The organism is Planctomycetaceae bacterium (assembly GCA_041398785.1).
Taxonomy (GTDB): Bacteria; Planctomycetota; Planctomycetia; order Planctomycetales; family Planctomycetaceae; genus JAWKUA01.
This window is the reverse complement of sequence record JAWKUA010000018.1, coordinates 157,824-172,510: the sequence shown is the minus strand read 5'-3', so window position 1 is coordinate 172,510 and position 14,687 is coordinate 157,824. Positions and strand designations below refer to the sequence as shown.

Annotated in this window: 12 protein-coding genes; 10 read left to right on the top strand and 2 right to left on the bottom strand. The window is 59.8% G+C overall.

The window, feature by feature from the left end; all coding sequences use genetic code 11:
• The first annotated feature begins 81 nt into the window (after positions 1–81).
• Genes R3C19_20015 through R3C19_20005 form a run of 3 tightly spaced genes read left to right on the top strand, consistent with a single transcriptional unit; the run spans position 82 to position 5,283 of the window.
• Positions 82–3,465 carry a PSD1 and planctomycete cytochrome C domain-containing protein gene (locus R3C19_20015; protein MEZ6062636.1) on the top strand — a complete coding sequence of 1,128 codons (3,384 nt, stop codon included), beginning with the start codon at positions 82–84 and terminating at the stop codon, positions 3,463–3,465.
• Between the two features lie 3 nt (positions 3,466–3,468).
• Entirely contained in the window at positions 3,469–4,866 is a 1,398-nt protein-coding gene (locus tag R3C19_20010) for a DUF1501 domain-containing protein (GenBank protein MEZ6062635.1), read from the top strand.
• Positions 4,867–4,899: 33 nt separating this feature from the next.
• A complete protein-coding gene (locus R3C19_20005; GenBank protein ID MEZ6062634.1) occupies positions 4,900–5,283 on the top strand; it encodes a response regulator in 384 nt (127 codons plus the stop codon).
• 53 nt (positions 5,284–5,336) lie between these two features.
• Here R3C19_20005 and R3C19_20000 read toward each other — a convergent pair whose 3' ends face one another.
• Complete coding sequence (locus R3C19_20000) at positions 5,337–5,873, bottom strand: nuclear transport factor 2 family protein (protein MEZ6062633.1); 537 nt, start codon at positions 5,871–5,873, stop codon at positions 5,337–5,339.
• 271 nt (positions 5,874–6,144) lie between these two features.
• Between R3C19_20000 and R3C19_19995 the strand changes: the two genes are divergently transcribed.
• The 3 genes from R3C19_19995 to R3C19_19985 all read left to right on the top strand — a co-directional run bounded on the left by R3C19_19995 (position 6,145) and on the right by R3C19_19985 (position 9,205).
• Entirely contained in the window at positions 6,145–6,936 is a 792-nt protein-coding gene (locus R3C19_19995) for a TVP38/TMEM64 family protein (protein MEZ6062632.1), read from the top strand.
• Between the two features lie 224 nt (positions 6,937–7,160).
• Positions 7,161–7,916: a 5'/3'-nucleotidase SurE gene (gene surE / locus R3C19_19990; protein MEZ6062631.1), complete on the top strand. Its 756-nt coding sequence runs from the start codon at positions 7,161–7,163 to the stop codon at positions 7,914–7,916.
• A 341-nt stretch (positions 7,917–8,257) separates the two neighbouring features.
• Entirely contained in the window at positions 8,258–9,205 is a 948-nt protein-coding gene (locus R3C19_19985) for a ribose-phosphate pyrophosphokinase (protein ID MEZ6062630.1), read from the top strand.
• A gap of 30 nt (positions 9,206–9,235) precedes the next feature.
• Here R3C19_19985 and R3C19_19980 read toward each other — a convergent pair whose 3' ends face one another.
• A complete protein-coding gene (locus R3C19_19980; GenBank protein MEZ6062629.1) occupies positions 9,236–10,138 on the bottom strand; it encodes a M48 family metallopeptidase in 903 nt (300 codons plus the stop codon).
• A 653-nt stretch (positions 10,139–10,791) separates the two neighbouring features.
• Between R3C19_19980 and rnc the strand changes: the two genes are divergently transcribed.
• The 4 genes from rnc (at position 10,792) to R3C19_19960 (ending at position 14,683) form a co-directional block, all read left to right on the top strand.
• Entirely contained in the window at positions 10,792–11,433 is a 642-nt protein-coding gene (gene rnc, locus R3C19_19975; protein MEZ6062628.1) for a ribonuclease III, read from the top strand.
• Between the two features lie 237 nt (positions 11,434–11,670).
• On the top strand, positions 11,671–12,519 hold the full coding sequence (locus R3C19_19970) for an SMP-30/gluconolactonase/LRE family protein (protein ID MEZ6062627.1): 849 nt from the start codon (positions 11,671–11,673) through the stop codon (positions 12,517–12,519).
• 96 nt (positions 12,520–12,615) lie between these two features.
• Positions 12,616–13,935, top strand: a complete 1,320-nt coding sequence (locus tag R3C19_19965) for a hypothetical protein (GenBank protein MEZ6062626.1) — start codon at positions 12,616–12,618, stop codon at positions 13,933–13,935.
• A 217-nt stretch (positions 13,936–14,152) separates the two neighbouring features.
• The gene (locus R3C19_19960; protein ID MEZ6062625.1) at positions 14,153–14,683 is read left to right on the top strand and encodes a M48 family metalloprotease; all 531 of its coding nucleotides are present in this window, start codon (positions 14,153–14,155) and stop codon (positions 14,681–14,683) included.
• The last annotated feature ends 4 nt before the right edge of the window (positions 14,684–14,687 follow it).

Genomic DNA, 14,687 nt, shown 5'->3' with positions numbered 1-14,687 from the left:
CGCGGTGCAAACCGGGTAGAAATGACGTCAGAAACGGCGTCCCGGTATTTCGCAGGGGTTCTGTCACGAAGGTCACGCCAGGTGGGAAAATCCGGCATCAATTGGCATTCCTCAGGCCGCGCCTGCCACAGCGCGACGCTGCTGCAATTTGTCTCTGTTCTGGCTGCCTGCACGCTGTTCTGCTGGCCATCTCCGGCTGCTGACGACGGCGAACATTTTTTCGAGTCGGAAATCCGACCGATCCTGGTCACTCACTGCATCGCGTGCCACGGCGCCGGCGAACAGAACGGATCGCTGAGGCTGGATTCCAGAGACGCCATTCTGCGAGGCGGCGATTCCGGTCCCGCTGCCATCGCGGATGCCGGCGTTCAGAGTCTGCTGATCTCCGCTGTGACGCGGTCCGGTGACCTGGCGATGCCGCCCGACGAATCGCTGTCCGCGCGGCAGATCGAGTCTCTGAAGAAATGGGTGGCGATGGGTCTGCCGTGGCCGGCAACGGTGCCGACGCTGCGACCGCCGTCCGAATCCGCCGCCGCCGAACACTGGGCCTTTCAGCCGGTCGTCGTCCCCGAAGTTCCGCCGGTCGACGAATCGGCCACCGTCCGAAATCCGATCGATGCGTTTGTTCTGCGCAAGCTTGCAGATTCAGGACTCACACCTTCCGACGAAGCTGATCGGCGCACGCTGATTCGCCGCCTGTCGTATTCAATGACCGGGCTGCCTCCGTCACCGCAGGACGTCGCCGACTTCGCGGGTGCGACGCCGTCGAGGTCGTACGAGGATTTTGTCGAGCAGTTGCTTGCTTCGCCGCAATACGGAGAACACTGGGCTCGTCACTGGCTCGATGTGGCCCGGTATTCCGACACCAAGGGATACGTCTATGCCCGCGAAGAACGCTTCTGGGTCCACGCATGGAAATACCGCGACTGGGTCGTGAATGCGCTGAACGAAGACATGCCGTACGACCGGTTCCTGCTGCTGCAGATCGCTGCTGACCAGACGAAAGACAGACGACAAAGTGACCTGGCGGCGATGGGCTTTCTTACGGTGGGAAGGCGGTTTCTGGGTGTCGATCGAGACATCATCGACGACCGCATCGACGTCGTTTCGCGCGGAACACTGGGGCTGACTGTCAGTTGCGCGCGGTGCCATGACCACAAGTACGATCCGATTCCGATGGCGGACTACTATTCGCTTTACGGAGTGTTCGACAGTTCCGCGGAACGGTACGTGCGGCTGGATTCGGCGGATCACGGCGACGAATACGAAGCCGAACTCGTCAAGCGTCAAAAGGCACTGGCTGAAAAAATGGCGGCCAGCCGAAGTGAGTCGTCGGCCCGTGCTCGCAGCCGTGTGCGAGACTACCTGCACGCTCAAACGGAACTGCACAAGTACCCGCCCAGCGGTTTCGATCAGATCTTTCAGGAATCCGACCTGCTGCCGGCGTTCGTCCGACGCTGGGAAGACTACCTTCGAGACGCCCGGCGAAGTTCTGATCCGGTCTGGGTTCCGTGGCACCGGTTCCGCGATTTGCCGGACGACCAGTTCGAGTCTCAGGCGGCGGACGTTGTCCGGGAGCTCGCCCGCCTGGATCCGTCGGAATTGAACCCGATGGTCGCTGCGGCCTTCGAAACTCCGACCGCGCAGTTTTCTGAGGTGATTGATCGTTATGCGGCGCTGCTTGGCGATGTCGACGCACGGTGGGCGGATTATGTCGCCGCCGAAACTGACGCCGGCCGGGTGGCTCCCGCAACTCTGCCGGATGCGGCCGCGGAGCAACTGCGGCGCGTGCTCTACGGCCAGGCCGCTCCCTGTGAAGTTCCGGATGAACCGATTGTTCACACCGAAAACCTGTTCACGACGGCGGCCTGCACGGCGCTGTGGCAACTTCAGGGCGAACTGGATCGCTGGCTGATCCAGTCAGCAACTCCGCCGGAATACGCGTTGATTCTGACGGATCGACCGATCCCCGCCGAACCCAGAATCTTTCTGCGTGGCAATCCCGTCAACAAGGGCGACGACGTGCCCCGCCGATTTCTGACGGTGCTGTCGCCGGAACAGCGTCAGCCATTTCGTTCCGGCAGCGGACGTTTCGAACTGGCGCAGAAGATCATTTCTCCGTCGAATCCGCTTACGGCGCGCGTCATTGTCAATCGAATCTGGGCGCATCACTTCGGTCAGGGGCTGGTTCGGACTCCCAGCGACTTCGGTCTGCGGTCCGAAACTCCGTCGCACCCCGAACTGCTGGACTGGTTGACCGATCGGTTCATTTCGGAAGGCTGGAGTCTGAAGTCTCTGCATCGGTTGATCGTCACGTCGGCAGCGTTCCGGCAGTCATCGGTCGGACCTCCGAATGCCGAACAGCTTGCGAAGTCGCTTGAATCGGATCCGGACAACCGCCTGCTGTGGCGAATGAACTCCCGCCGGCTGACGTTTGAAGAATTCCGCGATTCGATGCTGCTGGCGAGCAGCGAGCTGGAACTGACTCAGGGAGGAAAGCCGCAGGAGCTGTTCAACAACGCGGGCAATCTTCGCCGAACACTGTACGGACTCGTGGATCGACAGTTTCTGCCGTCCATTTTGAGAGTCTTCGACTTCGCGAATCCGGACCTGCACGTTCCTCAGCGAGCCGAGACGACCGTTCCGCAGCAGGCACTATTTTTCATGAACGATCCGCTGGTGCTGCAGCGCTCCCGCAGCCTGGCGGAATCGTGCTCGGACGGCGAAACCGCGCCGGACATCGTGACCGCCATGTTTCAGCGAGTCCTGCAGCGCCGGCCGACGACCGACGAACTGCGTGACGCCGTCGCCATGATCTCTGGTCCGGAATCTGATTCTCAGGCTCCGCGAGCGACGGTGGCCGATTGGTCCTACGGCTACGGCAGCTTCGACGAAGCCGGCAACAGCGTCAGCGGTTTTCAGCCGCTTCCGCACTTCACCGGCGAAAGCTGGCAGGGCGGCCCCGCATGGCCGGATCCCGATCTTGGCTGGGTCCAGTTGTCGGCTGCGGGAGGCCATCCGGGAAATGATCGCGGCACGGCTTCCATCCGTCGCTGGACGGCACCGCGAGACATGACTGTTTCCGTCGAATCGAAAATCGTTCACGAACCCGCGGCCGGTGATGGCGTCCGGGCGTTCGTCGTCAGTTCCACAGCCGGCCTGCTCGCGCAGGCAAAGGTTCATCAGTCGTCGGCCGAACTGAGTGCCGCAAAGCTGGACGTCAGGAAAGGCGATACGCTTGATTTCGTGGTGGACATCGACGCTGTGCTGAACAACGATCAATACCTCTGGCACACGGTGATTCGCGATGACGCCGCTGCATCGGGCGCCGAATCCGAATCCGGCGCTGGCACCGCCTGGGATTCTGAAGCCGACTTTCCGACCAACACCACGCAGCGGCTGAGTCCGGCCGAACAGTTGGCTCAGGTGTTGTTCTGTTCCAACGAGTTTCTGTTTGTGGACTAGACAATGAAAACTGTTCGCTTGACGCAGGCGGCTGTCAGTCGACGTGAACTCCTGCTGCGATCCGGACTGGGCCTCGGTGCTCTGGGGCTCGGCACGGTGCTTGCCGACGATGATCGGATGGCCGATTCCGCCGGGCCGCATTTCCGTGCGAAAGCCAAACGCGTCATTCATTTCTTTCTCAACGGCGGCCCGTCGCACGTTGATACGTTCGACCACAAGCCGGCTCTGGCAAAGTTCGCCGGCCAGCGGCTGAGTGACACTCTGGCCACCGAACGAAAAACCGGAGCCGCGTTTCCGTCGCCGTTCAAGTTTCGTCCGTACGGTGACTCAGGAATTGAAGTCAGTGAGATCTTTTCCCGGACCGCTCAGCACATCGACGACATCGCCGTCATCCGGTCAATGTATGCTCAGGTGCCGAACCACGAACCTTCGCTGATGCTGATGAACTGCGGCGATTCCGTTCAGGCACGCCCCAGCGCCGGAGCATGGATTCTTTACGGACTTGGAGCGGAAAACCAAAACCTGCCGGGCTTCATCGCCATGTGTCCGGGCGGACTGCCGATCAAGGATTCGGAAAACTGGCAGGCCGCATTCTTGCCGGGAGCCTTCCAGGGAACTCACATCGACACGCAGCACACGCAGCTCAGTCGGCTGATTGAAAACATCGAACATCCACAAATCAGCGCTCCCGATCAGAAGCGACAGCTTGATCTGCTGGCGAAGTGGAACCGGCAGCACGAATCACAGCGGCTGGATCGTCGGCTGGAAGCCAGGATTCAGTCGTATGAACTGGCGTTTCGCATGCAGTCCGATGCCAGCGAAGCCTTCGACGTCGCCCGCGAACCGGAACACATTCGCAAACTGTACGGCGACCACGTTCACGGCCGGCAAACGCTGATTGCTCGCCGACTGGCCGAACGCGGCGTGCGATACATCCAGCTCTGGCACGGGGCCGGCCAGCCCTGGGATAACCATGAAAACATCGAAGGCAACCACCGCAAACTGGCCGCTCAGATCGATCAGCCGATCTCCGCGCTGCTCACCGATCTGAAACAGCGCGGCATGCTGGAAGAAACACTGGTCGTATTCGGCGGAGAATTCGGCCGCACTCCGACCGTCGAACTCGGCGGTGACGGTTCGCCGAAACTGGGTCGGGATCACAACCACTACGGCTTCAGCGTCTGGCTGGCGGGAGGCGGCATCAAGGGCGGCACGGTCTACGGAGCCACTGACGAATTTGGTTTTCGGGCCGAACAGAATCCCGCCAGCGTCCACGATCTGCATGCGACCATGCTGCACGCTCTGGGCCTGGACCACAAGCAACTCACGTTTCGGTACGCCGGCCGCGATTTCCGCCTGACCGACGTTCATGGCGAAGTGATCCACGACATCCTGAGCTGAAATCACCGACGACATTTTTTTAAGGTGCAGAACTTGTCCAGCAAGACCATTCTGGTGATCGACGACGATCGCGAGATCTCCGCAACCGTGCAGACCGTGCTCTCGTCAGCAGGGTATCGCGTTCTGACAGCCAACAACGGACAGATCGGCCGAAAGCTGATCACATCCGAAAACCCCGATCTCGTGGTTACCGACATGATGATGCCGCGCATGGGCGGATTCCCCGTGCTGGAGTTCCTGACCGAACTCGAAAACCCGCCGAAAGTCATCATGATGACGGCCAACGAAGGCAGCCGTCACAAGGCGTACGCGGAGATGCTGGGAGTCGTCGATTACCTGCGAAAGCCGTTCGCCATGGAAGTCCTGCTGGAATCCGTCCGCCGCGCGCTGAACGGTGACGTAAACGAAGCGAATTGACGACCGCAGTTCATGTGTCGGCAACAGTCGGCAGCCGTCACTCAGCCCGGGCTTCAATTCCGGTCGAACGTGCCCATTTCCTTTCCGGTCACAACGTCCAGCCGCCGGACCCCGGAAAGCTGCCACTCGCCGTTCTGCTTCTTCCAATCCGTCGACCAGTACGTCGGGACTCGCTGCGAATAGCCGCCGCCGCGCAGTTTTCCCGTTCCGTTTGCCCGAATTTTCACCGTGGCGGAAGTGTCATCCAGCGACGTAACTTCCACGTTGCGGATTTCGAAATCGGACTGCAGGTCGACCAGTTCCAGTCCCTGCCGGGCCGTTTCCACAAGTTCGGGGCTGTCATCGGAAATTCGCGCCGAAATTGCGTCCAGGTCGCGAGACTTGAAGCCTTCCAGAATTCCACCGGCCTGAGCTTCGATGAGTTCCGCAGGCGACGTGATCGCGCCTTCCACAAACCAGACCAGAACCGCTCCCGCGAGACACATCAACGCAATCGGCTTGCCACGCCCCGGAGCAATAAACAGTGAAATGACGGCGGCCCCGGTCAGCACAATGATCAGCGGCCACGGATTATCTGTCAGGTAGCTCATCGCCAAACTCCCCACAACGGCAGACCGTTTAACGAAAGTGGACGTCCGGACGGCGGCAGACGAAAGTCCGCTCACCGGACTGTCGGACGACGTCGCCCTTCTTTCACTACGATATGTTGATGCGGACATCCGGCGAAATTGTCTTCGAAACCGGGCGCTGACATCGAATTCGTTTTGCCGCGGCCAGTCAGTCTCAGCATGAATCGCCGGAATTTGCAAAGATACGATTCATCTTCGTGAGCCCGATATCTCTTCTCAGGCAGATCCCGCGATGAGCGAGCCGGCGATGAATGATCCGGAAAGTGAAGCAACAGGCGGTTCACCCACCGCGGGAACAGGCTTCCCCGCGACCCGGATTCTGCTGCTGCTGGCGGTCGCCGGCGCTGCCTTCGGTGTCTACGCGGCATTTGGAGACTCGCTGACGCTGCAGAAACTCGCCGGCCGGGAATCCGAACTGCGCGTTTTTCAGCAAAACAACGCCGTGCTGGTTTTCGGCCTGGCATTCGTCATCTATGTCACAGTGACAGGGCTTTCCCTTCCGGGAGCCGCCGTGCTTAGCCTGGCATATGCGTGGTTCTTCGGTTTCGTGCCGGCGCTGGTGCTCGTCAGTTTCGCATCCACAACCGGAGCCAGCGTCGCATTCCTGCTCAGCCGCTACATTCTCGGCGACGCCATCCAGAAGCGGTTCGCTTCGCGACTGCAGACGTTCAACAAACGTCTGGAAACGGAAGGAGCCTTCTATCTGTTCACCCTGCGACTGATTCCGGCCGTGCCGTTCTTCGTCATCAATGTCGTCATGGGACTGACCAGACTGCCGCTGAAAACGTTTTGGTGGGTCAGCCAGGTCGGCATGCTGCCGGGGACCGCGGTCTACGTCTGGGCCGGCTCCAGCGTTCCCGACCTGGAGACTCTGGCGGCTCACGGATTGCAGGGAATCCTAACCCCGAAGCTGGCCGCCGCGTTCATTGTGCTCGGCCTGTTCCCGCTTGTCGTTCGAAAACTTGTGATGCGGTTTGGAGCGAAGTCTGCGGCGACGGACTATACCCCGAGCGGGGCAAATTGAGGTATTCTGGCTCGCGGCATGAAGAAGTGCGAAAAGTATCAGCGTTCGCCGCGGCCAGTATAAACTTCCGCAGGTCGTCGCTTTCGTCACCGAATGAGATTCTGTACCGGATTCCTTTTGCACGGCGACAGGCAGGAATGCGCGAAGCGACCGCGACAACAATTTCCTGCGGTCCAGGCGACACCCGCCCGAAATCATTCCCAGGAACTTCTTGAAACGGACTTATGAACTTTCTGATTACCAACGACGACGGCTTTGACGCACCCGGTCTCGCCGCGCTGTATTGCGCTCTGAAGCCGCTGGGTGACGTCACAGTTGTGGCTCCTTCCGTTTGCCACAGCGCGAAGGGGCATGCCGTCAACACGAAAAGCCTGCTGGAAGTCGAACACCGAGTTGTCGCGCCGTTCGGTCCGACACACATCGTGAATTCGTCGCCAGCAGATTGTGTGCGAATCGGCCTGCGCGGCCTGCTGGCCGAACCGCCGGACTTTGTTGTCGCCGGAATCAACACTGGCGCGAATCTGGGAGTCGACCTGTTCTACTCCGGCACCGCCGCGGCCGCTCGGGAGGCCGCCATCCTGGGAGTTCCCGCCATTGCACTTTCGCGTTATCTGCAGCTGGGAAACGACGTCAATTGGGAGAACCTGAGTCGTCACGTAACGCGAGTCGTCGAACAGCTCGTTAAAGCTCCCCATCTGCTGCCGCCGGGAGAGTTCTGGAACGTGAATTTTCCCGCTGTCCCCGGCGACGAACATTCCCAGGACATCAAGTTCGCCGCGATGAACCTGCTTTCACACGACGTCCGTTTCGAAGAAGTGGAGCGCGACGGGGATGTGACAAGATATCGGTATTCGGGTGAGTTTCGCGAACGCGGGAAAGATGGCGTGTGCGACGTGAGCTGGGTATTCCGGGGCCACATCACCGCCACCCCAATTCATCTGTGCAATACGGCTCGTCGCTCCATGTTCACAGACGACTGAATTTATCCAGTTCGCGTGGACTACGCGGATTGACGACTGAGGCTCGGTACGTCACGATTCCGGGAATCGGCTCCTGGTGCAACACGATTCCCTCCGGGGGACTTCGTCCGCTTGGTTTCGATGGACCGCCTGACCGCCGCAACGGAGAGCGCGCGGCAGTCGGAAGGGCTTGTGCTTTGTCAGCACGGACGTTGACCAGGGCATCAGGCCCCGGCCGGCCCGCTGCCACATCAGACACCCTTTGGCACACGCGGTTCGGCAACAGGTTCTCCCTTCCAAACGTCGAACGCACAGCTGCATTCACCGAATCACGCCTGACAGATCGCGAGCAACCATCCGACATGTATGAACGCCTGACGATTCTCAGCGGTCGCGCTAACCCGCAACTGGCCAACGATATCGCCGAATACCTGGGCGTCGCGCTGGGGCACGTGGATGCGGGGAATTTTCCCGACGGAGAAATCAGCGTTAAACTCAACCAGAACATTCGCGGTTCAGACCTGTTCCTGGTGCAGTCGACGTCGCCTCCGGTGAACGAGTCGCTGATGGAACTTCTGATCATGATCGACGCGTGTCGTCGAGCCAGCGCGGCTCGCATCACAGCCGTCATCCCGTACTTCGGCTACGCTCGCCAGGATCGAAAGGACTCGGGCCGCGTTCCGATCACGTCAAAGCTGGTGGCCAATCTGATCGTGGAAGCCGGAGCCCACCGGGTGCTGACAATGGACCTGCATGCGGCACAGATTCAGGGGTTCTTTGATGTGCCCGTCGACCACCTGTACGCAGCGCCGATTCTGGACAGGCATTTTGAGTCTCTGAAGATTCCTCAGGAAGAACTGGTCATCGTCAGTCCGGACGAAGGCAGCATCAAGCGCAGTTTGCAGCACCAGGAACATCTCTGCGGATCGCTGGCCATTGTCGACAAACGGCGAGCCAACGCGCTGGAAACCCGTCAGGCCAATCTGATCGGCGGTCCGATTACGGGCAAGACCGCTTTGATCTTCGACGACATGATTACGACCGCCGGATCCATTTGCGGCGCAGTCGAGGTCGTGCGTGGTCACGGAGCGCGCCGCGTTTACGTCGGGGCGACGCACGGCGTTTTTTGCGGACCTGCGATCGAACGTCTCAACGCATCCGACATCGACGGCATTGTCGTCACTAACACCTGCCGCATCGCCTCCGATCCTCGGATCCGAAATCTGACCACAGTCAGTGTCGCCCCGCTGCTGGGTGAGGCGATTCGCCGAGTTCACCGGAACGAATCCGTCAGCCACCTGTTCGACTGAAAACGTCGTTCGACGGCACCTGCTGTTCGACTACGGGACGGACTCGCCCATGCCAAACTTCGAGCTTGCCGTTTCGTAGTGCTTCATGGCCTGCGGAAGCAGTTCCCGAAGGGCGATGGAGCGCCGTTCATCCGACGGATGCGTCGACAGGAATTCCATCGGCGACGCACCGGACTTCGTCTGTGAGAATCGTTCCCAGAACCTTGGCGCTTCGGACGGATCGTAGCCGGCTTTGGCCATCAGCATGATTCCGATGTGATCCGCCTCCAGTTCGTGCTTGCGACTGTACGGCAGAATCGCACCGTATTCCGAAGCGGCTCCATAGGCAGTCAGTACGATCTGCTGCTTCTTCTCTTCCTGGTTTCGCATTAGATATCCGACGCCGGTCTTCACGCCGTTTTGAACGGTCTGATGAGTCATCCGTTCTCCGCCGTGCCGCGCAATGGCGTGAGCGACCTCGTGAGACATCACGACGGCCAGGCCCGCTTCGCTTTCACAAACGGGCAGGATTCCGGTGTAGACGGCTACCTTTCCACCGGGCAGGCAGAAGGCATTCTGAGTATCCGATTCGATGACATTGAATTCCCAGTCGAAGTCGGGACGGTTTGCGGCAGCGGCAATCCGTCCACCGACTCGACGGACCATCGCAATCTGCTGCTCATTCTTCGACAGCGGTTCGGATTTCAGAACATCCTCGTACGCCGTCAGCCCCATCTTGTTCTCTTCGGATTCGGACATCAGCAGCAGTTGCTTTCGCTGAGTGACCGGCGCTGTTTTGCACCCCGCGACCTGCACCAGAATAATGGCCAGCGTCGCCAGCACGGCACTGCACAGCGGAACGGCCGTCCGCACACTTCCGATTCTCCGAAACAGACCAAAGCGGGCGGTGGCGATGTCGCGCGAAAGACGGGATTTCGTTCGTTGACGCTGCATGTCGACTTCCATGTCGTAGACCAGCAGAACCTGGGCTCCGGGGGGCGATTTCCGTTCCGCCCGACCGGCAGCCTCAGAAAGGCGGCGAATGATCTCATTCCTCCGTCAACGAGGCAATATGAACCGTGCTTTCGCCGGGCCGAGCGGTATCCGTCAGCTTCCGCGGTGTCAATATGCCAGCCGCGACCGGCGAATTCCGCCGGAAAACGACGCAGCCCGCTATTCCCGACCAGACTGCAGGGCTGCAAAAGTCGTCGCTCTATCCTTCGCTCAAGAACGTCCTCTCGTTTCAGGGATGGAGGCCTGGAACGAGTCATGCCCTGGAACGAGCCAATGAGTCAGGTGGACGCCGGCGAAAACGCATGTCGGTGCGATCGGCGCGTTCGAGCGTGCCAGCAGGGTGGCCAGCGAGTATAGTAGCGGAGTCCTGAGCGGAACGGCGTTTCTTCCGCGACCGGCAGTGTATTGCAGCGGCAGTGTTTTGACGCAGTGACGGTTGCCATCGCGGCGATCGGGCGAGACTGTGGCTGGAGTGCACGGACCGGGGCGAAGATGACGTTCGATGGGACGACCTGATGTGCCGTTTTGTCCTGCACTGTTCGCGCATGCATCACGGTGCCTTCTTCACACCAATTGCGATGTTGTAAGCAACCGTGACTGAATCCATTGAATGGGCTTCCGGTGCGGACCGTGACCTGTCCCAGGTCGAAGCGGCTTTGCTGGCCTGTCAGGAACGCATTGACTACCGCTTTCAGGACCGGAAACTGCTGCGCCGCTGTCTGACTCACAGTTCCTGCGCGGCGACTCGCCTTGACTGCAATGAGCGGCTTGAATTCCTCGGCGATTCCGTTTTGGGCATTGTCATTTGCGAGCACCTGTTTCAGGAATTCCCCGATCGCCGGGAAGGGCAGTTGACTCAGCAGAAGTCGCATCTGGTCAGCCGTTCGACGTGTGCGGCCGTGGCCGATCGGCTGCAACTGCAGGAACTGATCTTTGTGGGTCGCGGCCTTCGACGAATTCCGGATTCCGTCAAAGCAGCGACGACGGAAGCACTCATCGCCGGGATCTATCTCGACGGCGGACTGGATGCCGCGCGACGTTTCATCCTGTGGGCGTACGCACCGGAACTCCGAAACTGCAGTGCCGGTGAAGCGGAGAACTACAAAAGTCTGCTGCAGGAGGAAACTCAGCGTGTCGGAAACGTCACGCCGAACTACGTTATGGTCGACCAGCGCGGCCCGGATCATGCTCGCGAATTTCTGGTCGCCGCCGAAGTCGCCGGGAACGCGCTTTGAACCGGCGGTGGGTCGCAGCAAGAAGGAAGCCGAACAGAAAGCCGCCCAGATCGCTCTTAACAATCTGACTCCCGAACTGCTTGACGCCGCCATCAGACCGAACGGCGACCGAATCCTTCACAACAAAGTGACGCCATGCCAGCCACCGAATGCACGGTCCTTTTTCCGCCCGGAAAACGATGCCCTGCGATTTCTTCCCGAAGGGCCATACTCGGTTGATGACACAACGTCAGCTGGGTGGGAATCCAGCACGGTGCCGATTCAACCGTCGGTTCCATCAACATTCTGAATACATTGACGGGAAACAATCAGTCATACCTGCTACCCGGCCGGCCGGGCTTCGCGTTTCCGACAAACCGGCCCGGCGTGTTTGTGTGCGGCGTCGAACGTTCGCTGGGACTTTTCGACACGGCGACCAATTCCTGGACGGAATTTGCCGGCGACATCGACCGCGGCGTCGACAACACGATCATCAACGACGGTGTCGTCTTCGAAGACTGCCTGATTTTCGGCTGCAAGGAACTGGAATTCAAAACGAAGAAGGCCGGTCTGTACCTTTGGCGCGGCGGCGACCGAAAACTTGTGCAGCTTCGCAGCGATCAGATCTGTTCGAACGGAAAAGCCGTCATCAAAGTGAACGGCGGCCTGCAGTTGGTCGACATCGATTCGCCTTCGAAAACGATTACCCGCTGCGATCTGGACGTGACAAACGGCACCGTCGGCGAACCGCATGTGATCGTGGATCTGACCAGTGAAGACGTCTTTCCCGACGGCATGGTCATCACACCGGACGGCAATAGTCTGATCGTGGCGCTTTACGATCCGGGAGATCCGTCCGCCGGCGCAGCTCGGCAATATGGCCTGCAAAGCGGCAAGCTGGAAGCCGTCTGGACCTGTCCGGGTTCACCGCGAGTGACGTGTCCGCAACTGGTGCGAATCGGCGGCACTGTCATGCTCTTGCTCACGACCGCCGTCGAACATATGCCGCCGGAACAACAGGCGAAGCACTCCAACGCCGGCTGTATCTTCATCGGCGAGACAACTTTCAGCGATATCGGTCAGCAGCCGAGGTTTGTTTTTTCATAGGCGCGGCCTGCTGCCCCGGACTCATCGATTGGAAGCGGGCGGTCACCGCGCGATGTGCTGTATTCACGGCGTGCGGAAATCTCATAGGAAACCACCATGCCGCGCGACAACGCCCACCGGCCGTTCTATCGGAGGACAGCCTTTCGCGTTCCGGCCCTCTGCATTCTGGTGTGCGTCGGCTCGCTGATCGGGGTCTGGTATTCGCAGGTATCAGCGGTCAATCGCCAGCTTGAAGAACTGCGAAGACAGGGGCTGCCGACAGCGGCGTCCGAAGTGAACGACTTCTATCGCGTTCCGGATGGAGAAATCGACACCACGAAACTGTGGGTTGAAGCTATCGACGGCGTGAGTGCCGCGAATCTGGAGCGGATTGCAAAAGACCTTCCGATCATCGGCCTCAGTGAAAAGCCCGTTCCGCCTCCCGGACAAGAATGGGAACAGTTGAGTTCATCCCGCGACCTGCTGGCATCACTGGAATCAGAACTGAACTCCATCCGCACGGCGGCAGCGGCAGGCGGAGTCGCCCGTTACCCGGTCGACTTCACTCCTGGAATCGGTGCAATTCTCACGTACACACAGGAAGCACGACAGGTTGCAAGATTGCTGCATCTGGACGCGCTTGTCAGTGCTCATGACGATAACGACAGTCGGGCGTTCGAAGATCTGCTGGGGCTGTTCGCTCTGTCGGATTCTCTGCGAGCGGAACCGACGCAGATTTCCCAACTCGTACGTATCGCGATCCACGCGATCGGCTGCAAAGCTGCGGAGAAGCTGATTCATCGCTGTCAGTGGAACGACCAGCAACTCACCGCGCTTCAGCGGGCAATCGGTCGGGCCGACTTCAAACGGGAAATGCGGATGGCCATGCAGGGTGAGCGAGCCATGGCGCTGACCGCGATTGCTCAGAGTGGCTTTCCGTTTCAAAGCTCGAATTATCGTGAGGCGCTGCAATGGTTCCGGCAGGCGACCGACGCATACGATCGACCGTGGACCGAGCTAATTGCTGAAATGCAGACCATCGACGAAGCGATTCAGGACCGCGCATCGGGCCAGTTTTCGCGCATGAAGTTGATGGGAGTTCTGATGTTCATGCCGGCGGCGCGTGCGGCTGCTGCGGCTGCAGCGCGAGCGACCGCTCGCCAGCGCTGCACGATCATCGCGATCGCCGCCGAACGGTATCGACAGAAGAACGGTACCCTGCCGGAGTCGATCACCGACCTCACACCGGAACTCTTTCCTTCGGATCAGGCAGAGTTGCTCATAGATCCCTTCAGCGATGCAACTCTTCAGTTTCGGTGGAGGGGTGATGAACTGGTAATCTACAGCGTAGGCGAAAATCAGAAAGACGATAACGGCGTTCTCGAAGCTGATGACGGGCGATCGCTGCCCGATACCGGCATCCGGCTGACTCGCTGATCCGTGTGTCACGAAACTCGCGGCAAGGCAGCCATTCGACGTGGTGTAGCGTGATCCCCGGTCAACGTCACAGTCGTCGATCCAGTTCCCGCGTCGCGTCAACGCCTGCGGATGCATTTCCGCATCGTGAAGCGGGCGATAACATTTGTCGATCATGAGCGATGAGTCTGTGGAATGCCGAACGGAGTCAGATGGGGCCGGAACCGCAATCCGTCCAATGGCCTGGCACCGTGCGCTGCTGGAATACCTGAAGAACGAGGAAGCGGAACTGTGGGACTGGTTCTCTTCGAACAAAGTTGTGTCGGAGGCTGCTGAATCGGTTCGCCTCGAACTTCTGAAATCCGCTTATCGCATCGACCGCGATTCTTCGCCGGAGCTGTATGCAGCGGTCGATCGTGTTGCCGACAGGATGTCCGCCGCGATGCCGGTCACGCTCTACCAGTCTCAGCATGCGTCGGGGCTGAATGCGTCGCTGGCATTTCTGCCTGATGAAGTACACATCGTGTTCTACGGTCCGATCCAGGAAACGCTGGCCGACGACGAACTTGCCGCACTGTTGGCACACGAGCTGGCTCATCACGAACTGTTTTCACTGGACGAAGGTGAGTTCCTGATTGCCGGGCAGATTCTGACGCCATGGTGGCGGATGAGGCAGCGGTGGCGCTCACGAACGAACCTGGCGTTCCTGGCAGCTTTACACGGAACTGTTCTGCGATCGTCGTGCTGCACAGGTGGCCGGCGAAATTGATGCC